Origin of the sequence: Acidisphaera sp. S103 (assembly GCF_009765975.1) — a bacterium.
Classification (GTDB): domain Bacteria; phylum Pseudomonadota; class Alphaproteobacteria; order Acetobacterales; family Acetobacteraceae; genus Rhodopila.
Map to the genome: position 1 here is coordinate 123,686 of NZ_LMUJ01000111.1, position 19,227 is coordinate 142,912.

A 19,227-nucleotide genomic window follows, 5' to 3' on the forward strand; every position below is an offset into this window, starting at 1 on the left:
TGTCATGGTCGGGCCACCCTGGATGGGGAGACCGAGCCGCACCCGGTTATGACACAGTGAAGAAACGCCGGTACCGCGCCCTCAATCGTTGAAAATTGCCACGGCGCGGGTCCAGCCCGCCGAGGCCCGGTGGACTTTCACCGGGAAGCACACGATGTCGAATCCGTCGGCCGGCAGTTGGGCGAGGTTCCCTAGCTTTTCCATCTGGAAATAGCCGATTTCCCGTCCGGCCCGGTGGCCTTCCCAGATCAGGCTGGCATCACCGGTTGCCTTCACCTTCTCGCGGGTGAAGGAGAACGGTGCATCCCAGCTCCAGGCATCAGTGCCGACGACGCGCACGCCACGTTCGGTCAGCCACATCGTCGCGGCCTTGCCCATGCCGCTGCCGGTATCGACGAAATCGTCCTGACCATAGCGGGCACCGGCGGCGGTGTTGACGATGACGATCTCCAGCGGGCGCAATTCATGTCCGATGCGCTTCAGTTCCGCCTCGACATCACCGGGAGTCGCTACGTAGCCGTTCGGCAGATGGCGGAAGTCCAGCTTCACGCCGGGCTGGAAACACCAGTCCAGCGGGACGTCGTCGATCCGCCAGGACGGCTCCCCGCCCGGTTTCAGCGCGTGGTTCATGCTGGAGAAGAAGTGGTAAGGCGCATCCATATGCGTGCCGTTATGGGTGCTGATCGTGGCCACCTCGACCGCCGCATACTCGCCGTCTGGAAGCTGATCGACGCGCACCCCCATGTATTCCGCCATCGCCGGGGCGGTGTCATGGTGGTCCTTGTAGTCGATCTTCGGCAGCATGTGCGGCGGATCACTGGCGATCCCCGCCTTCAACGGCGAGGAGATATCGACGAGCCGCCGCGGCATTACTCTGCCGCCTTCATCAGCTTGGTCGGATCGGCGCCGACACGGCCGCTTTCACCCGGTGCGGCCTTGGCCAGGCGGAAATCGTAATGCACCGCGCGCAGGCCGGGGATCGGCGAGGCGGGATCGTCTTTCGCCTCGACCACCAGCGTTTGTGACACGCCGAACACGGTGTCGGAGTCGATATTCGGATCGTCGCCGAAATACAGCGCGGTCACCAGTTCGCGGTGGCCGTCGGCCCCGATCAGGCAGTGAATGTGCGACGGGCGGAATCCGTGGCGGTTTTGCAGGTGCACCATCGCGCCGACCGGCCCGTCCATCGGGATCGAGTAGCCCAGCGGCCGGACGGTGCGGAAATGGTACCGGCCATCCGCATCGGTGCGGAAATTGCCGCGCATATCCATGCTCTCGCCGTTACGCTCCTGCATGTCGTACAGGCCACGCTCACTGGTCTGCCAAATCTGGATCAGCGCGTTGGGCAGCGGTGAACCGTCATTGTCGGTGACCCGGCCATAGACGACAATTTCGGGTTCGGTCGGCTTCTCCACGATTTGTGCGCCGAGCGGCAGTTCGGGGGCGCCCTCGCGGAAGAACGGACCCAGCAGGCTGCTCTGGCTGCCGAGTTCGCGGGCCTTCTTGTCATGCAGCGCATTGACCACGGCGCTGAGGCCAAGGACGTCGGCCAGCAGAATGAACTCCTGCCGGATGGGGGTGCAGGCCTGGCCGACGGCGGTCAGGAACTGGAGGCCTTGTAGCCATTCCTCCGGCGTCAGGTTGACGTCACGGGCAAAGGCATGGAGGTGGCGCACGGCCGAGTCCATGATTTCCTTCAACCGGGGATTCTCGGTGTTGGCCATCTGCCGCAGCGCTTCGTCGGTGACGGTGAATTCGTCCAGGTCCTGCATATTAGGCCTCCCAAAGGTCGTCTCGATTGGAGCATATGGCGAAACATGGGTGCTTTGCCAGTGGTCGCCCATGCCGTAAGATACCGATAATAAAACAAGCCGGAGGAAACCAAAATCATGCTGAAACGCGCCAAGGCCACTCTATGGAGCGGTGCGCTGCTCGCCGCCAGCGTCCTGTTCGCCGGACCGCCGGCCGCACGCGCCGCCGATCCCATCACCATCGGCTTCGGCATGGCGCTGACCGGCAGCTTGGCACCGAACGGCAAGGCCGCGCTGCTGGCGATGCAGATCTGGGAATCGGACATCAACGCCAAGGGCGGTCTGCTGGGGCGGCCGGTCAAGCTGATCTATTATGACGATCAGTCCAACCCGGCCAACATTCCGGCGCTGTACACGAAGCTGCTGGACGTGGACAAAGTCGACATCGCCATCAGTGGCTACGCGACCAACATGACGGTTCCGGCCATACCGATCATGATGCAGCAGAAACGCACTTTTCTCGGTCTGCTGGCGCTCGACGGCAATGCCGAGTTCCACTATCCGAACTATTTTTCTATCAGTCCGACCGGCGGCCCGCACCCAAAACAAAGCTTCTCCAAGGGCTACTTTGACGTCGCCAAGGGCCTGAATCCGGCGCCCAAGACCATTGCGTTTGTCGGCGCGGACGCGGAATTCCCTCGCAATGCGCTGGAAGGCGCGCATGAACTGGCCAAGGAACAAGGGCTGAAAATCGTCTACGATCGCACCTATCCGCCCTCGACCACCGATTTCAGTCCGATCGTGCGGGCGATCCAGGCCAGTAACCCGGACCTGGTGTTCGTGGCGTCCTATCCGGCCGATACTGTGGGCATCTTGCGTTCGGCCAATGAAATTGGGCTGAAGGCCAGGTTGTTCGGCGGTGGCATGGTTGGGCTGCAGGCGACGGCGATCAAGACCCAGATGGGCCCGCTGCTGAACAATGTCGTCGATTTTGACTTCTGGCTGCCGATTGGTCGTTACGCAACGCCCGATGCGCTGGCCTTCCTTAAGGAATACCAGGCCAAGTCAGCCGCCGCCGGGGTCGATCTGCTGGGCTACTACCTGCCGCCGTTCGCCTATGCCGATATGCAGGTGCTGCAGGCTGCGGTCGAGGGCACCAAGAGCCTGGACCAGCAGAAGCTTGCGGATTACCTGCGGGCCCATACCTTCAAGACAGTCGCCGGCGACATCACGTTCGGTGCGAACGGCGAGTGGACGGAGTCCCGCGTGCTGGAAGTGCAGTTCCAGAACGTGAAAGGCAGCGATGTGGACCAGTTCAAGGACCCCAAGGTCGAGGTCGTGCTGTATCCGCCCGAGTTGAAGGACGGCGACGTGGTTACGCCGTACGTCGGTCCGAAGAATTGACGGTTTTCTGATCGGACCCCCCCCGCCGTTCGGACGGCGGGGGTTTATGTTTCGAAAACAAATAGTTGTGCGCACATGATCGCTTGTTTATCCCTGATCTCCCGATCTTGAGACGCTATCAAAGCGAACCGGCACCGCGATGGTGCGTTCCTTTGCCATGTCGCAGGCATTACGAAAACCGAGAGGCAACCGGCTGCTGGGCAGCCTGGCGCGCGAGGATCGCAACTACCTCGCCTCGGTGAGCCGTATCGAACACGCGCCTCAGGGCCTTGTTCTCAGTAGCCGCTCCGAACCGGGGGCCGAGGTGTGGTTTCCGCACACGGGGGCTATTGCGTTGACCGCCACGGACGAGACGGGGCGAAGTGTCCAAACCGGCGTGGTCGGCCGCGAGGGCTGCGTCGGGGTGGACGCCCTGTTCGGCCCGAGCCCGGCGCTGTCTGACGCGACGATGCAGGTCGAGGGCGAGATATCAGTCATTCCGGCGACTCAGTTTCGGACCGCCATCGACGCAAGGCCCCAGGTTCAACGCGCGCTATCCAAATTCCTGCATGGCCTGGCGGCGCAATCGTTGCAGACCATCGCCTGCAATCGTTTGCATAGCCTGCATGCGCGTTGCTGCCGTTGGCTGCTGACGATGCAGGACACATTGGAGAGCGACACGATTCCGTTGACCCAGGAAGACCTCGCCACCCTGCTCGGCAGTGGCCGGCCGCGGGTGAACCTGCTGCTGGCCGGATTGGAGCGGGACGGCAGCTTGCGGCGCCGTCGTGGCCGCATCGAATTGCTGACACGCACGGCGTTGGAACGGGATGCCTGCGAATGCTATCGGCTGGTTCGTGAGATGACGGAAGGACTTCATAACGATTAAGGCCAAAATCCGACTGTCACCTTGGTAACAGACGAACCCACCCCGGACGGCTAAGGGAGTCCCAAAGAACCGGATTCCCATGGGTTTATCGCTGCCTCTCCGCCGCCACATCCTGCTTGTCGAGGACGACGGAATGGTGCGGGAAACCATAACGCTGATGCTTGAGGATGATTACGAGATCCACCCCGCGGTTTCGGTCAGTACCGCCCTGGCGCATCTGCGTGATCCGAATCCTGTCCCGATCGACGTGGTGCTGCTTGATTGCCTGCTGCCGGGCGGTGACACGGCCGAGGTGCTGGCAGAGGCGGATCGGAGATCCATCCCCGTCGTGCTGATCAGTGGCGACCCGCGCCAGGTCGAGAAGCTGGGGCCCGCGCGGCGCTTCCTGTCGAAGCCGGTCACCCAGGCTCGCCTGTTGGCGGTTCTGGATAGCGCTCGCGGTTGAACTGCCGGCCTTGTATGGTCCAGGCATGGACACGCCCCCCGAAACGCAGAAAATCAATTTGCATCTGGTGTCGGACGCCACCGGGGAGACGCTGAACGCGATCGCCCGGGCGACCACCGTCCAGTTCGGACCGGTGCAGATCATCCACCATCGGTGGAGCCTGATCCGCACACGCTTCCAACTTCACCGCGTGCTGGAGGGCATCGAGGCGGAACCCGGGCCGGTCCTGTCCACGCTGATCGATCGCACCTTGCGCCTGGAATTGGACACGACCTGCCAGCGGCTGAACGTCAAGGTCGTCAACGTCCTGGATCCCGTCATGACCGCCCTGCAGGACGTCATCGGGCAGCAGGCCGAGGCCAGGCCGGGCCGCCAATACGTGTTGAACGCAGATTATTTTTCGCGCATCGATGCGATGCACTACGTGCTGGCGCACGACGACGGACAGGCACAGCCGGGGCTGGCCGGGGCGGACGTCGTGCTGGTGGGTGTCTCGCGCAGTTCGAAGACCCCGACCTGCTTCTATCTGGCCAATCGCGGCATCAAGGCGGCGAATGTGCCGTTGGTGCCGAACCTGCCGATCCCGCCGGGGCTGGAGGAGATCAAGTGCCCGGTCATCGGCCTGACGCTGGCAGCCGAGGCGCTGATCGACATCCGCCGCCACCGGTTGCGGCTGATCGGTGGCGGTGCCCAGACCGGGCCGATTCGTGCCGACAGTTCCGACTACGTCGATGAGGACGCGGTGAAAGCCGAGCTGCTGTGGGCTCGGCGATTCTGCAACAGCCATGGATGGCCGACGATCGATGTGACACGGCGGTCGATCGAGGAGACGGCGGCGACGGTGCTGCAACTGATGGAGGCGTGGCACAACCGCAAGGCGAAGGGGAATTGAGAGCGGGCAGGGTCCACATTCCGGCAAGTGATGCGTTTAAGTGCCTTGCCTCGGGTGCGGACCAAGGCTATACGCCGCCCCTCGGTCGGAGCGTAGCTCAGCCTGGTAGAGCACTGTGTTCGGGACGCAGGGGCCGGAGGTTCGAATCCTCTCGCTCCGACCAATGATTTCAGATATTTAGCCGTGAACGACACAGGGTCTGGTTGTGTCCTTGAACGCAGGCGGCGCCCGCAAAATCACGGATGAAGCAGCCGGTTGTGCCAGAAGGGCGATAGCGGCCAGCGCCGTTCGCGTTGGTACAGGTGCCGGCGCAGTCGCAGATAATCCCTGAACCGGGCAAACACGCCGTCCTGGTAGGCCAGCAATGGTGTCTGGCCCGCGCCCGCCAGGCAACCGGCGATCGCATCCGCCGCTGCCTCGCCGTCGCACAGCGCCTTGAGGATGCCCTGCGCCGAGATCGGATCGTACGCGCTGGCCGCGTCGCCGACCGCCAGCCAGCGCTCGCCCACGACTCGGCTCAGGATCGCGGAAGGCGCCAGCGCCGTTTCCAGTTCGAGCGTGCCGGCAGGCACCGCTTTGCCGTGATCGAGCCATCGGGCGACGTGTTGCGTCGCGTGCAGCGCCGGCCGCCAGGTATCGGGGTCCGCGAAGCGCCGGTGCTGGGACGGTTCCACCGCCAGCGCGGCGATCAGCCTGTGGCCGGGGATTTTCGCGGCATACCACCAGCCATCCGCACAGGCTTCCAGCAGTGCCTGCGAGGGGACCGCGTCGGGCGCTTTCAGGTCGAACACCGCGCCGATCACCGCCAGGCAATCGACCTGGTTGCGCGCGACACCTAACCGCCGGGCCACGCTGGCGGCGATGCCGGTCGCATCGACCAGGAATCCCGCCGTTACCCGCGTGCTGGCGCCGTTCTCGGCTTCCAACGACAGCGCGTAGTCGCCCGCATCGCTGCGTTCGGCCGATCGCAGACGCAAGCCGCGAACGATTGTGCCGCCGCGGGCGCCCACTGCTTCGCACAGCATCTCATCGAACGCGGTTCGGTCCAGGTGCCAGCCTTGCCCCTGCATACCCAGCAGAAAGTCGTTGTAGCGAAGTTCAGGATGGCCCCAGCTCGCGCAACTGCCGGCGGACAGCAGATGACCCTGCGCGTGGAACGCCTGCCACACCCCAAGCCGCTGCAGGACCGCTCGGCTGGCGGGTGGAACGGATTCGCCGATGCGGGCGCGGGGATGCTGCTGCATGTCGATGACGACAATGTCGCCCACGCCGCGGTCGATCAGCGTCAGGGCGGTGGCACAACCGGCGGCGCCACTGCCCACGATGACGACGGCGTGGCGTCCGCCGTCGGGAAGACAGGGTCCCGTCAGGCGCTAGCGTCCCCGTACCGCCGGTGCCGTCGAGTAGTGCGGCACGTCGGCGGTTGGCCAGGGCGGCACGAAGTCGCTGCCCACGGCGAACTGGCTTTGCACCTCCAGGAAGATGTTCGCCGGGTACGGTGACTTGCCGGTTTCCGTGGGGATCTGCGGCCCCTCTATGATAAAGCCGACGTCGAACCAGTTTTTGACGAAGTCGGGATATTTCTGGAACCGTCCGACCTGCGCGGGATAGGGCGTGTCCGTGCCGGCACCGCGCACCGAGTAGACCTGCTGGCCGACCGTCCAGGTTTTCGCGGCCGCATCGTAAACGCACAGCGACACCGGATACACCGCGACCGGGCGTTCCGCCGGCCAGGACCAGAACAGCGTGTTGTTGCCTTGTGGATTGGGGTCCGGCAAGTGCGTGGCGCAGGAATTGTAGTCGGTGTGCCACGGAACCGACATGGCTTTGGAGATGTCGCCTGGTTCCACTGGGATGGCTTGCAACGGGATGTAGCCGAAGGTCAGGAACGGTTTGTCCGCTGTCGCCTTGCTGTAGTCGAGTTGGGCCTGATTGATGCGGAACGGGCCGCAATCCTGTTTCTGCCAGTCCTGGATGTACAGGTTGGTGTCGCGGATGGGGAACGAGACCTCGATGCCGGGGCTGTAGCGGCCGCCGAGGCAATTCTCCAGCGTGATTTTGTCGAGGATTTCGCCGGGACCGAGCGCCGAGCCTGGGCCGGGCAGGTAGGCTTTGGCGTGCCATTGCGACAGCAGGAAGTACTGGGTCTGGCTGACCGACAGAAAGCTTTTCTGCGCGTCGCCCAGCGATAGCGGCATCAGCGGCGCCCCGGTCGTGGTGTCGGCGGTTGAGTTGGGATCGCGCAGCAGCGTCTTGAAGTTGGGGATCTTGGATGTGGGGTCGTCGGTCGGCTTGATCGCGCCGATCATGTCGTGGTTGTTGATGGCGACCGATGGAAGATTGGTGTTCCAACGTTGCAGCATGCAGGCGTGGAAGGTGGGTTGGATATCGTCGGGGAAGGATGGCTGATAGCTCGCCTGGAACTGGCCGTTGACGAACAGGCTGGGCACCAGACCTAGCTGGCGCACCCAGACGTCGTAGACGTCGTCCCAGACCGAGATGATGTTGCGGGTTTGCGGGGCATAGCCGGGGTCGCCGGTGACATACCAGCCCGCCTGCACCGCGGCGGTGGAGTTGTCGTCGAACACCAGCACGGCGTTGACCGGGCCGTCGGCGGCATCGTCGTACCACAGGCCGTTTTCTGTGGCCTGGGTCATCGGATCCACCGGCTGGCCGTCCTTGCTGACCGCGACAGTGCGGGCATAGCCGCCGGCGACCACCAGGCCGCCTTTGTCATCGACGCGCAGATCGCCGAGCGAGGTGAGCGGACCCAGGGGTTCGTAGAGGGTGTTGAAGTCGGATGGGAAGCTTTTCGGGTAGTCCCGCACCGACACGATGGTGGCCGAGGCATTGGCGTAGGCTGCCGGGGTGGCGGCATCGAAGGCAACGACGGCGGAGGTTCCGCCGGACACCTTGATCGCTCGGGGGCCGGGATCGATGAACAATTCCCGCAGCCGCACCGGGTCGTTCTTATCGGTCTTGCCCTTGTAGTCTGGATTGCGGAGTTCGAGCAGCGAGGGGTCTTCATAGGCGCCGATGCCGCGGAACTGGCCGCCCTGGCTGACGGTCGAGTAATTGTTGAGCTTCTTGTTCGCCAGATGCACGGTCCAGACGATGTCGACGACCTTCTTGCCACCGACAGAACCACCCACGGCCACCAGGGTGCCGGCGCCGGTGGGATAGGTGCCCGAACCGCCGGCGGGATAGGCATAGATGCGAAACCGAGCGGCCTGGCGTTTGACGTTGCCGTGGGCGTCGCGGAAATCGTCGGCGGTGATCGGCGTGTCCTCGGTGCCGGGCTTGATCGGCAGGCCGCCCATCAAACCGCCGGGCTCGATGGTGCCGGCGGCGGTCACCGGTGCGATGTAGAACGCCTCACTGTCGCCCACTCGCCCGATGCCGATGGCGGGATGCACGCGAAAAACAGTTCCGGACATGATCTTGGCTCCTCTGGCCCGATTGGGTCGGCGGTCAGCACCTAATGTTTCGTCTTCGCCGGCGGGTGGGACGCGGCGGCGAAATATTCATTGATCAGCACGTGGCTGATACCGACGTTCAGCCCTGGCAGTGACGGCGCCACGGCGTTGGGGGATGTGACCTGCACGGTGTTGTGGCAGGCGAAGCAATTGTCCTGCGCACTTTGCGACTGCGTGAAGGTCTCCACCGTGGTGTTCGACAACTGGGTGGAACCGGTCAGGAGTGGCTTGCCGGACGTGGCCGGGCACTCCAGGCTGCCGGGCTGGAACGTGCAGTTCGGCTTCAGGGCATTGTTCGCGGCGAACCAGATCGCGCCGACATCGAAGTAGTTGTTCCAGACGCCTTTCAATTGGGCATGCACCGAATCGTTCAACGATTTGATGTTGGCGACATTGTTGTCCGAACCGCCGCCGTACGGAACCATGCGGCAGACCTGGGTGACCGGGGTCAGCGTCTGCGCGGCCTCATCCAGTTTCAGTGCCCCGGAACCGGCGGAATTGATGTTGCAATCCTTGAACGGTGTCCCGGCCTTGTAAAATGTCCAGTTTTTGTCGGAGACCTTTTCGTACGGTCCCATCTCGCTCATTTTCTTGGGCAGATCCGGGGCGTTCTGCAGATGCTCGAATGTGGCCCAGATCATCTCCGGATGGTTGGCGACGGTTCCGGCGATATGAAAGCCGACCAGCGCCACCGCTGCCGTCTTTGTCTTGCCGGACAGGACGATTTTACCGTTCTTCGTGGTCAGTAAAGCGATCTGTGCGTGCCTGGTATAGAAAGTAGAAACATTCTCACCGGGGTTGACGACTTTCCATGCCGCCTTCAGCGTCAGGGTGCCGACCGGAAACGACGTGTTGGGATCGAACGCTCGCAGCTTTGCGGGATCGAACAAACCGTTCGTCTTGAGGAAGTCGCCGAACGTGGAGTCGGAATGGATGGAATAATAGATCGGATGACCTTGCAGATCGACCATGATGCCGTTCGGCCCGGCCTGGTCGATGATGTCCAGCGTCCGCGCCTGGGCCGAACGCCCGATCAGCGCGTCCAGCGTCCCGGCCTTCGTCTCGATGCCGTTCGCCGGCATTGCCTCGAAACGGGGTTCACCCTTTACATCCTGTGTCAGCCACAGGAATGCGTTCCAGGCCCATTGATGGAAGTCGCAATTGTTGGGGTCCGACGGGAAGCCGGCGGAATTCTGCTCCGGCGTCTGGCTGTGCGGGAACCAGGTGGATGGTGCGGTGCAGGGTGTGGGTGCCGGTTGTGCCGCTGCCGGTAAACTTGTCGCTGCCCACAGCGCAGCGATGATCGCACCCACCAGGCGTTTCGATCCCATCGCACCCTCCATGTTCGACGGGACGCCGACGGACGCTCCCCAAAGCGTCGGTGATAAAGGCAACAGCGCACCGTTACTCTTGGCCGGACATTGGTCGCGGTTACAAATCGTGTCAACCCAAGAATGTCTGTGTGTTGGAATATCGGGATATTAAGGTCTTGCAGTGTCGGGTTGGATCCAGACTGCGGTGGCTGAATTGTCTGGGATTGATGAACATGAGTTATTTATTGTGAACAGCACGAATTCGTAAGAATAATGTACTGGATTGAGACGACGACTGTCTTGCGCATGTCACCACCCCGGGGCTGGCCGGCCACCGCCGGCCCGTGGTCACCTCCGACCCGGTCAGCCTTCCGACCAAGCCTCGCCCCACCGATCAGTGAACACCACATCCTCCAACGCCGCCCGTCCGACCGGTCCGAAATTGCCCAATGGGTATCCGATTGGCAGGATTGCATACGAATGCACGCCGTCCGGCAGGCCCAATGCCGCCTCGGCTTCTTTTTCGAACAGCAGATACAGCGTGGTCAGCGTTGCGCCCAACCCCAATGCCCGCGCGGCGAGCAGCATGTTCTGCACCGCGGGATAGATCGACGATCCCGAGGTCCGCGTATGGGTGCCGCCGACCAGGCATGGAACGATCCACACCGGTGCCTCGTGCAGATGGTCCGCCAGATGTTCCGCTGCCAGCAGCATCCGGTCAAACCGATCCCGAGACGATCCAGGAGCCGGCGCGCCTGATCGGTATCGCGGCCCGACGACCTCATGCCAGCCGCGACGGTACCACTGCGCAACGTTCGCCTTGATCGCCGGATCGCGGATCACCAGGAAGCGCCATGTCTGCATGTTGCCGCCATTGGCCGCCGCCGTGCCCGCCTCCAGGACCTGCCGGATGAGTGCGGGCGGCACCGGGTCCGGCTTCAGCCGCCGCATCGAGCGGGTGGTACGGATGATCTCGAACAGGTCGGTGTTCATGCGCCTAGCCCCAGCCCTTGAACGGCAGGGCAGGGGGCTGGGTGGCGGACTTGTCCGGCCAGATGGCGACGTATTTCTTGCCCTCCAACTGCACCAGCAATGTCCCCGCCAGCGTGTTCTGCCCCTTGGCGTCGTATTTGATGCCGTTGTAGCCGATCATCAGTTGTTCCGGCTTCAGGTCCTGGCTGGCCAACGCCGCCACGATCTTCGCCGGTTCGGTCGAACCCGCCCGGTTGATCGCTTCCATCAACGCCAGGAATCCCTGCATGCCGCGCGCCGAGGTATCGTCCAGCGCGTGCCCCGCGTGCTTCAGGTAGAGTTCGTTGACGATGAAAGACGCCGATCCCGGCTTGCCGGCGTCGTAGGAACTGCGATTGAACACGCCCTGCGCCAGATCCCCCACCGCGCTGATGAACGCGTTGTCGGAAAAGCCGGAATCGTCGCCGATCAGGATGGGCGGCTTCCAGTTCAGCGTATGCATCGTCTTCATGAACAGGATCGCATCCGACGTGTAGCTGACGAAAATAACCGCGTCGGGACTGGCGCTTTTCAATTGCAGCACCTGGGCGCTGACGTCGCTCGAATTGGCGTTGTAGGCGATCCGCGGGTCGATTTTCAGGCCTTTGCCGGTGACCGCCGCGATGATCGCGTCACCGGTGGAGGTGCCATATTCGGTGTTTTCGTTGACCAGCGCGACTTTTTCGATCTTGAACCCGGCGGCCTTGCGCTCTGCCAGGAACGAGGCGTACGCGGCACCGAAATCCGTGCCGATCGGCGTTGGACGAAAGAACGTCTTGAAACCACGTTCCGTCAGGCTCGGTGCCGACGACTCGCTGGCCATGAATGGGATACCGTACCGTTCCGCGATCGCGCTGGCTGTCAGCGTGCAACTGGATTGGTAGCAGCCGGCCAGGGCGACGGCCTTGTCCTGGGTGATCAGGCGCAGCGCCTCGCTTTGGGCGATCGCCGGGTTGCCCTGATGGTCGGCGAAGACGACCTGCACCGTGCGGCCGCCCAGGCCGGGCAGTCCCGAACCGGGTGCGAGCGGCAAGTTCGGCAATTCGGGGTGCGGGTTGTTGATGATGTCGACGGCGACCTCGATCGCCTGTTTCACCGCGGTCCCGGCGGACGCGGCACCACCGGTCAGCGGGTAGGGGGCGCCGATCTTCACCGTCTGTTCGGCGGCACGCACCCCGCGCGGCAGCAAGGCCAGCGCGGGCGCGGCGAGGCCCAGGCGCGTCAAGGTTCGGCGGGTCGTGATCGGCATTTCGTTTTCCTTCCGCAAGTCTCGGCAGTGCATCGCGCTGGCCGCCGCACGTCAATGGGGTACTTCACGCCATCAGGTCGGCGAGTTCGGTCATGCTGGCCACGATCAGGTCAGGCTGATGCGGCCAGCGTGCGAACGGCCGGCGGCGGCGGTCCACGAACACTGTGCGCATGCCGGCCGCCTTGGCGCCGACACAGTCGAATTCGTGGTTCGCCACGAACAGCACCTGGTCCATCGTGACGCCCATCTTGCGCGCCGCCATCTCATACGTCGCGCGGTGGGGCTTGAACGCGTTCGCCTCGGCGACCGAGATCACCGCGTCGAACGGAATGCGGTGATGCTTTTTCGCCTCCTCCAGCATGTCGGGATCGCCGTTGGACAGCACGACGAGCTTGAAGCGCGTGTGCAGCCGGTCGAGCGCCGCGGGCACTTCAGGGAAGCACTGAAGACGTTCAATGGCGGCGACGAGGAAACGGACGTCGTCCTCGGTGTGGGCGATCCCGGCCCGGTCCATGACCTGACGGACGGATAGATGCCCGACCTCGCGGTAGGCGGTGTGCTGACGTTGCAGCAGGGCGTCGATCATGGAGTTTTCGAAATGGGTGCGCCGCCACCAGGTGACGAAGGCGTTCGGGTTGCCGGTCCACCCCCTGGCGGCCAGGAAGTCGGCGGCGACGTCGCGAAGCCCGCCCTGCATGTCCACGACCGTGCCGTACTGATCGAACATGCAGACCTTGATGGATGATTTCAGGGTTTCGATGCCGGTCATGATCGCCTCTTGCTCACGGGGCGATGTTGGCGAACAATCCGGTGGAAGTCGAATGGCCGGCGTGTCTTGCACTCGGGTGCTCGCCCGCCGATCTCAAGGGGACCATCGCCAGGAGCAAGCCCGTGAAGATCGGTGTGCCGAAAGAGATCAAGACCCACGAATACCGGGTCGGGCTGACCCCGGCTGGCGTTCGGGAACTGATACAGCACGGGCATCAGGTGGTGATGGAGCACGATGCGGGCGCCGGGATCGGCTGTGACGATCAGGCCTATAGCGCGGCCGGTGCGATGATCGTCCCCACAGCGGCCGAGGTCTTCGCCGCGGCTGCGTTGGTCGTCAAGGTGAAGGAACCGCAGCCGGCGGAAATTGCCCTGCTGCGCCAGGGCCAGATGCTGTTCACCTATCTGCACCTCGCGGCGGACGACCGTCAGACCCAGGGTTTGATGCGGTCGGGCACGACCTGCATCGCCTACGAAACCGTCACCGACCGTGCTGGCACCCTGCCACTGCTGGCGCCCATGAGCGAGGTCGCCGGCCGTATGGCGGTCCAGGTCGGCGCCCACTGCCTGGAGCGGGAGCAAGGCGGAGCCGGCATCCTTCTGGGCGGCGTGCCCGGGGTGCCGCCCGCGAAGGTGGTGGTGCTGGGCGGCGGCGTCTCCGGCACCAATGCTGCCCGCATGGCAGTCGGCCTGGAGGCCAGCGTCACCATCATCGATCGATCGCTCCCACGGCTGAAGGAGCTGGACCTTCAATTCGGCCCACGGGCGACGACGATGTTCGCCACGGTCGAGGCGATCGAGCATGCCGTGCTCGCCGCGGACCTGGTGATCGGCGCCGTGCTGGTGCCGGGTGCCGCGGCGCCGAAACTGGTCTCGCGTGCGATGGTCCGCCGGATGCGTCCGGGTTCGGTGCTGGTCGATATCGCCATCGACCAGGGCGGCTGTTTCGAGACCAGTCGTCCGACCACGCACTCCGACCCGACATACGTGGAGGATGGGGTGGTGCATTATTGCGTCACCAACATGCCGGGCGCGGTAGCGCGCACGTCCACCCAGGCGCTGACCAACGCGACCCTGCCGTTCGTGCTGGCGTTGGCCGGGAAGGGATGGCGACAGGCGATGCTGGACGATCCGCATCTGGCCGAGGGCCTGAACATCCATGCGGGGCACGTGACCCATGCCGCGGTGGCTCGGGCGCTGGGACTGCGGCACACCCAGGTACGGGATGTTCTGAAGGCGGGGGACTGATCCAGCCGTTATCGCGGACGTCGCGATGGCCGTTGGCCGCTCGATTTCCGGCGTTCACGCGGCCAATGTTGGGACCAATTCCGGCAACGCCAACAGCGAACGGACAACGGCATCCGGTGAGTAGCCCAACGTCTCGGCCAGGCTGCGCTGCGCGCGATACATCGTCCCCGGTCCGATCGGGTTGCCGCCTGCCAGCTCCGCATTCAATGCCGCCGGGGTAACACGCTCGATCCGCGCGACTTTGAAGCCGAAGCTCTTGGCGCCGGCGATGTCGAAGCCGTTGGAGGAGACGAAAACAACCTCATCCGGGGTGACGCCAAGTTGTTCCTGGACCAGTTCGTAGGTCTGTGGGTCGGGCTTGTAGGTCTTCTTCGCATCGATGCTGATCACGGCTTCAAGATAGCGATCCAGACCACTGTTCCGGACCAGTGCGTCAAGCATGCCGGGGCTGCCATTCGACAAAATGGCGCGGCGGTATTGGGACAGCCGGCCGAGCGCCTCGGCTGCCTCGGGGTATGGGGAGAGCGTGTTGTAGGCTTCGACGATGCGATCGAATAGCGCGGCGTCCGCGTTCAGGCCGATCGTGCCCAGGGTGTAGCTGAGCGAATCCCGGGTGACGGCCAGGAAATCCTGGTAGCGGCCCATGAGCGAGCGCAGCCAGGTGTATTCAAGCTGTTTCAGGCGCCAGAGCTGGGTGATGTATTCGCCGTGGCCGGGGAATGCGGTGTCGATGACGCCCGCAACGGATTGCACATCGTAGAGTGTGCCATAAGCGTCGAATACGACGGCTTTGACGGTCATTTCGTCCTCCGTTCGACTATTCTGGCCGTTCGATTATTCCGACCGTTCGGCTATTCCCGCCGTTCGAAGCGTGCCCGGTCTGCCGGCAGCAACCGCACCTTCAGGCGGACGGCGGCATCGTCGTCGTGCCGTTCGATCACTTCGCCATGTTGATACAGCCAGGCCATCCTCGCGCCGTCCTGCGGCGGGATGGCGTAGTCGGCCAGTTCCATCCCCTGGGCGATACGCTGGTCGATCGCGGCTTTCAGGGTGTCCAGGCCCTCACCGGTGATGGCCGAGACGGCGATGGTGCCATCACGCAACGGCACTTCGGCCACGCCGCCCAGCAGGTCGGCTTTGTTCAGCACCTCGATCGTGCGGTCCGGCCATGACGGGTCCAGCGTGCCGTCGGCGACCATGTCGTCCAGCACCTTGACGACGTCGCCGCGTTGCGCGGTCGTCTCCGGGTGCGCGGTGTCGCGCACATGCAGGATGATGTCGGCCTCGGATACTTCTTCCAGCGTCGCCCGGAATGCCTCGACCAGTTCGTGCGGCAACTGGCTGATGAAGCCCACGGTGTCGGACAAGATGACACGCCGGCCGGACGGTAGCCGCAGCCCGCGCATCGTCGGGTCAAGCGTGGCGAACAACTGATCTTTCGCGGTGACCTCGGCGCCGGTCAGCGCATTGAACAGGGTTGATTTTCCGGCGTTGGTGTAGCCAACCAGCGCGACCACGGGAAATGGCACGCGGCGGCGCGCGGACCGGTGCAGGCCGCGCGTCCGGCGGACCTGCTCCAGTTCTTTCCGCAGCCGGACCAGACGATCGTCGATCAGGCGCCGATCGGCCTCGATCTGGGTTTCGCCCGGGCCGCCCAGGAAGCCGAAGCCGCCGCGCTGGCGTTCAAGGTGGGTCCAGGACCGGACCAGCCGGGATCTCTGGTAGGCGAGATGCGCGAGCTCGACCTGAAGCGTGCCTTCCTTGGTCACGGCCCGTTCGCCGAATATATCCAGGATCAGCCCGGTTCGGTCGATGACCTTGCAGCTCCAGGCGCGTTCCAGGTTCCGCTGCTGCACGGGGGACAGGGCGGCATCGACGATCACGACCTCGACCTGATTGTGGCCGAGCAATTGGCCCTGGGTCGCGACCTGGCCTTCGCCGAACAGCATGGAGGGGCGGCGGGCGCGCAATGGCAATATCGCCGTGTGGACGACGACCAGGCCGATCGACGCGGTGAGCCCCACGGCCTCGGCCAACCTGGCTTCGGCCGCCCGCGGCTGATCGGCGCCGGACACGTCCCGGCCCTGGCGTTCCCAGGGTAAGATGACCGCCGCACGCGTCGGCGCATCCGGCATCCCGCCTTTGACGGGTGCCGTATTCGCTGGCGCGAACACGCCGGACGGCATGCACGTATCGCCGTTCGGCGGGTCAACCACTCTGGGAAAACCTGATTTAGGAGGCTGAGCGATCAGTCGTCCCCGGTCACGCCGCTGAGTTCCCGGGCGGGTGCGGCGGCACCTTCTACCTTGGTCGCGTCGAAGAGTTGGATCGGCGCACCAGGCATGACTGTGCTGATGGCGTGCTTGTACACGAGCTGGGTATGACCATCCCGGCGAAGCAGAACGGAAAAATTATCAAACCAGGTGATGATCCCCTGTAGCTTGACACCGTTCACAAGGAACACCGTCACCGGCGTTTTACTTTTCCGCACATGATTCAGGAAGACATCCTGAACATTTTGCGATTTCTCGTTGGCCACGGCCAAATTCCTTCTTTTGCGTGGGAGTTTCGCTTGAATCACTCACCCGGCGGTTCGTGGCTCGGCCGTCGGGTGCCGGCAGTCTAACAGTCCCCCCCTCTCACGCAAGGTCACGTAATCGTGCGTGAAGATCGTGGGCCGACAAGAAGTGGAGATGCGGGGCCGCGCGTTCAACTCCCCCATCATGATCGGCGTTGCCGATAAGGACCGCGGTCACCCCGGCGGCGCGTGCCGCCTGCATGTCCAGCGCGGTGTCGCCCATGTACCAGACCGACGGGTCGGCCGGACGGCCGAGTTGCGACAACGCGAGATGGATGGGGGCGGGATCGGGTTTGTCGGCGGACGCGTCGCCCGCGCCGATCACCGCACCGAAAAACCGGTCCCAGCCCAGATGAGTCGTTTCGCGCCGCAGGAAGGCACCAGCCTTGTTGGACACCACGCCCTGGGGCCAAGGGATGCCGGCCTCCAGCACCGCCGGTACGCCCGGCATGGGGGTGACGTGCTGCAGGTGCTGGTGGGTCAGGGTTTCGTAGAAAATGTCGCGGGCGTGCTCCCATCGATCGCCGAACATGACGGGGAAACTCTCCCGCAGGGAGACGCGCACGCGTTTGCGGGTATCATCCACGGTCCACAGCGCGCGGCCGAACTCGGTGAAGACGGCGTTCAGCGCGGCGGTGATGCCGGCCCAACCGTCGACGAGGGTGTTGTCCCAGTCATACAGCAGGACCGAAGGGCGGCCGTCCGTCATTTCGCGCCTTGGGCTTCGGTCTCCCGCGATGGATCGTCCTCCTGCCCGGCGCCGGGGTTCGGGTCGACAGGTTCGGCCGGCAGGCGCTGCAGGCGGGCCATCACACAGGCGTTGGCGCAGACACGCAGCCAGCCCTCGAACGAGAAATCATGCGCGTTGTCGTCGGGGGCGAAACGATCGATGTAGCCCTTCAGCAGGCCGGGCATCACCACCTCTACCGTGCCGGCCGGCCGGTCGCGTTCCGCTGGCACCACCCATAACAGCGTCGCCTCGCCATGGCGGTTCAGCGCCATGTGCAGGGGCAGGATCTCCTCCTCCGAGACGCCGGAGCCGAATTTGTAGATGAAGATCTTGTCGGTCAATTCGAGATCTTCGAGGAATTTGCGGCGGAGGAACTTTAGCCGGGCGGATTCCTGTTCGCGCATCAGCCAGATGCTGCGTTGCCCCTCATAAACGAAGGTGTGGTACACGAGGCCGAATTTCTTCTCGTGAATCATGTATTCCTTGCGGGGCGCGCCTTCGAGCCGCGGCTCGATGTCGTCGATCTCTCCCAGGCCCGCGAAGCCGTTATCGATGCCGCGGATCAGGTTGCGCATGAACGTGCTGGAGAAACGGAGCAAACCGAGTGGTTCGGCGTCGCAGCGGCGTTGGAAGAGGCCGAATTCGCAGTTTTCACCGAGCGATTCGAATTTGAGGGCGATCTGCGGGATGGCCAGGCCGGTGCGGGTTGTCGCCCATTCCGTCAGGTCCACATGGCCGCGGGCGCCGAAGCCACGTTCCTGCGTGGAACCCAGCATCAGCCCGGTCGGCAGCCGGGTTTGCCGCGGCAGGATCGAGTCGGTGACCCGGTAAAGCTTGGCCTCGAACAAGGCGAAGGCCAGGGGACGGTCGTCGGCGATGTCGGAGAAGTCCCTCGGCCGGGCAGCGTCGGGGTGTTGGAGGGTCACCACCATCTTGTCGGAGCGGCGGGCCAGACTGGCGGGGATACGGTAGCCCAATAAAGTTGGCCGAGAAATGTCGGTGGAACCCACGACCGTATCGTTGACGGACACGATCAGCCGCTGGCCGGGCAGTTCCGGGGCGTGGACGAACGGGACGACGTCCAGCGTCAGCACGAATTCGTCCGCTGCCCCAAGGCGGGGAAACACAAGATGGCTTTCGGCGCCGATGCCCCAGGTGAAGTCGTCTTCCGATTGAGCCCAGCCGCCGCCCAGGAAGGCGAGACTGTTGCCAGCGGAGGCGAAGCTGATCGTTAGATCACACTGAACTGTCATGTTTCGCCTTTATGCCCAATCCCTGCAACCTGTGGTGGTCTAAGTCCATCCCGGTGCTACGGTCCTCACCCCGACGTAGTATTTTATGGGAGGTGAGTTTGACAAGCCTGTTACGATCTTAAAAAAATAGCCAAGTGTTTCAATATAATATGTCGACGTTGTGTAACATTCAAGGAACTGGCGACCGTGTCGCATCCAGGCCGGTTCACCGCATTCGCGGCAGCGGTTTTTATGCCGCTAC

Annotated in this window: 18 protein-coding genes and 1 tRNA gene; 6 read left to right on the forward strand and 13 right to left on the reverse strand. The window is 63.8% G+C overall.

Features of this window, described 5'->3' with window-relative positions; genetic code table 11:
- Window positions 1–81 precede the first annotated feature (81 nt).
- Entirely contained in the window at window positions 82–870 is a 789-nt protein-coding gene (locus GSQ89_RS36625; protein ID WP_158933050.1) for a cyclase family protein, read from the reverse strand.
- On the reverse strand, window positions 870–1,772 hold the full coding sequence (locus tag GSQ89_RS36630; RefSeq protein WP_158933051.1) for a dioxygenase: 903 nt from the start codon (window positions 1,770–1,772) through the stop codon (window positions 870–872). The genes GSQ89_RS36625 and GSQ89_RS36630 overlap by 1 nt, the downstream gene beginning before the upstream one ends.
- A gap of 117 nt (window positions 1,773–1,889) precedes the next feature.
- Here GSQ89_RS36630 and GSQ89_RS36635 point away from each other — a divergent pair, with 117 nt between their 5' ends.
- The 5 genes from GSQ89_RS36635 (at window position 1,890) to GSQ89_RS36655 (ending at window position 5,523) form a co-directional block, all read left to right on the forward strand.
- Window positions 1,890–3,155 carry an amino acid ABC transporter substrate-binding protein gene (locus tag GSQ89_RS36635; RefSeq protein WP_158933052.1) on the forward strand — a complete coding sequence of 422 codons (1,266 nt, stop codon included), beginning with the start codon at window positions 1,890–1,892 and terminating at the stop codon, window positions 3,153–3,155.
- 139 nt (window positions 3,156–3,294) lie between these two features.
- Window positions 3,295–4,023: a Crp/Fnr family transcriptional regulator gene (locus tag GSQ89_RS36640; RefSeq protein ID WP_158933053.1), complete on the forward strand. Its 729-nt coding sequence runs from the start codon at window positions 3,295–3,297 to the stop codon at window positions 4,021–4,023.
- Between the two features lie 79 nt (window positions 4,024–4,102).
- Window positions 4,103–4,468 carry a response regulator gene (locus GSQ89_RS36645; RefSeq protein WP_158933054.1) on the forward strand — a complete coding sequence of 122 codons (366 nt, stop codon included), beginning with the start codon at window positions 4,103–4,105 and terminating at the stop codon, window positions 4,466–4,468.
- Between the two features lie 25 nt (window positions 4,469–4,493).
- Window positions 4,494–5,360, forward strand: a complete 867-nt coding sequence (locus GSQ89_RS36650; protein WP_158933055.1) for a pyruvate, water dikinase regulatory protein — start codon at window positions 4,494–4,496, stop codon at window positions 5,358–5,360.
- A gap of 86 nt (window positions 5,361–5,446) precedes the next feature.
- Window positions 5,447–5,523, forward strand: a tRNA-Pro gene (locus tag GSQ89_RS36655).
- A 73-nt stretch (window positions 5,524–5,596) separates the two neighbouring features.
- Here the strand turns inward: GSQ89_RS36655 and GSQ89_RS36660 are convergent.
- The 6 genes from GSQ89_RS36660 to GSQ89_RS36685 all read right to left on the reverse strand — a co-directional run bounded on the left by GSQ89_RS36660 (window position 5,597) and on the right by GSQ89_RS36685 (window position 13,178).
- Window positions 5,597–6,682 (reverse strand): FAD-dependent monooxygenase, encoded by a 1,086-nt coding sequence (locus tag GSQ89_RS36660; RefSeq protein WP_216856613.1) that lies wholly within the window; start codon window positions 6,680–6,682, stop codon window positions 5,597–5,599.
- Window positions 6,683–6,733: 51 nt separating this feature from the next.
- Complete coding sequence (locus tag GSQ89_RS36665) at window positions 6,734–8,797, reverse strand: LodA/GoxA family CTQ-dependent oxidase (RefSeq protein WP_158933056.1); 2,064 nt, start codon at window positions 8,795–8,797, stop codon at window positions 6,734–6,736.
- A 41-nt stretch (window positions 8,798–8,838) separates the two neighbouring features.
- On the reverse strand, window positions 8,839–10,167 hold the full coding sequence (locus GSQ89_RS36670) for a hypothetical protein (protein ID WP_216856615.1): 1,329 nt from the start codon (window positions 10,165–10,167) through the stop codon (window positions 8,839–8,841).
- Between the two features lie 345 nt (window positions 10,168–10,512).
- The gene (locus tag GSQ89_RS36675; RefSeq protein WP_158933057.1) at window positions 10,513–11,142 is read right to left on the reverse strand and encodes a nitroreductase family protein; all 630 of its coding nucleotides are present in this window, start codon (window positions 11,140–11,142) and stop codon (window positions 10,513–10,515) included.
- Between the two features lie 4 nt (window positions 11,143–11,146).
- Window positions 11,147–12,409, reverse strand: a complete 1,263-nt coding sequence (locus GSQ89_RS36680) for an ABC transporter substrate-binding protein (RefSeq protein WP_158933058.1) — start codon at window positions 12,407–12,409, stop codon at window positions 11,147–11,149.
- 64 nt (window positions 12,410–12,473) lie between these two features.
- Entirely contained in the window at window positions 12,474–13,178 is a 705-nt protein-coding gene (locus GSQ89_RS36685) for a haloacid dehalogenase type II (RefSeq protein ID WP_158933059.1), read from the reverse strand.
- Window positions 13,179–13,300: 122 nt separating this feature from the next.
- Between GSQ89_RS36685 and ald the strand changes: the two genes are divergently transcribed.
- On the forward strand, window positions 13,301–14,425 hold the full coding sequence (gene ald / locus GSQ89_RS36690; RefSeq protein WP_158933060.1) for an alanine dehydrogenase: 1,125 nt from the start codon (window positions 13,301–13,303) through the stop codon (window positions 14,423–14,425).
- A gap of 54 nt (window positions 14,426–14,479) precedes the next feature.
- On the opposite strand, the gene GSQ89_RS36695 is transcribed toward ald, so the two are convergent.
- The 5 genes from GSQ89_RS36695 to GSQ89_RS36715 all read right to left on the reverse strand — a co-directional run bounded on the left by GSQ89_RS36695 (window position 14,480) and on the right by GSQ89_RS36715 (window position 18,986).
- The gene (locus GSQ89_RS36695) at window positions 14,480–15,226 is read right to left on the reverse strand and encodes a haloacid dehalogenase type II (protein ID WP_158933061.1); all 747 of its coding nucleotides are present in this window, start codon (window positions 15,224–15,226) and stop codon (window positions 14,480–14,482) included.
- Between the two features lie 50 nt (window positions 15,227–15,276).
- On the reverse strand, window positions 15,277–16,560 hold the full coding sequence (hflX, locus tag GSQ89_RS36700) for a GTPase HflX (RefSeq protein ID WP_158933265.1): 1,284 nt from the start codon (window positions 16,558–16,560) through the stop codon (window positions 15,277–15,279).
- 113 nt (window positions 16,561–16,673) lie between these two features.
- Entirely contained in the window at window positions 16,674–16,964 is a 291-nt protein-coding gene (gene hfq, locus GSQ89_RS36705; protein WP_158933062.1) for an RNA chaperone Hfq, read from the reverse strand.
- A gap of 100 nt (window positions 16,965–17,064) precedes the next feature.
- A complete protein-coding gene (locus tag GSQ89_RS36710) occupies window positions 17,065–17,712 on the reverse strand; it encodes an HAD family hydrolase (RefSeq protein WP_158933063.1) in 648 nt (215 codons plus the stop codon).
- Complete coding sequence (locus tag GSQ89_RS36715; RefSeq protein WP_158933064.1) at window positions 17,709–18,986, reverse strand: hypothetical protein; 1,278 nt, start codon at window positions 18,984–18,986, stop codon at window positions 17,709–17,711. The genes GSQ89_RS36710 and GSQ89_RS36715 overlap by 4 nt, the downstream gene beginning before the upstream one ends.
- Between the last annotated feature and the right edge of the window lie 241 nt (window positions 18,987–19,227).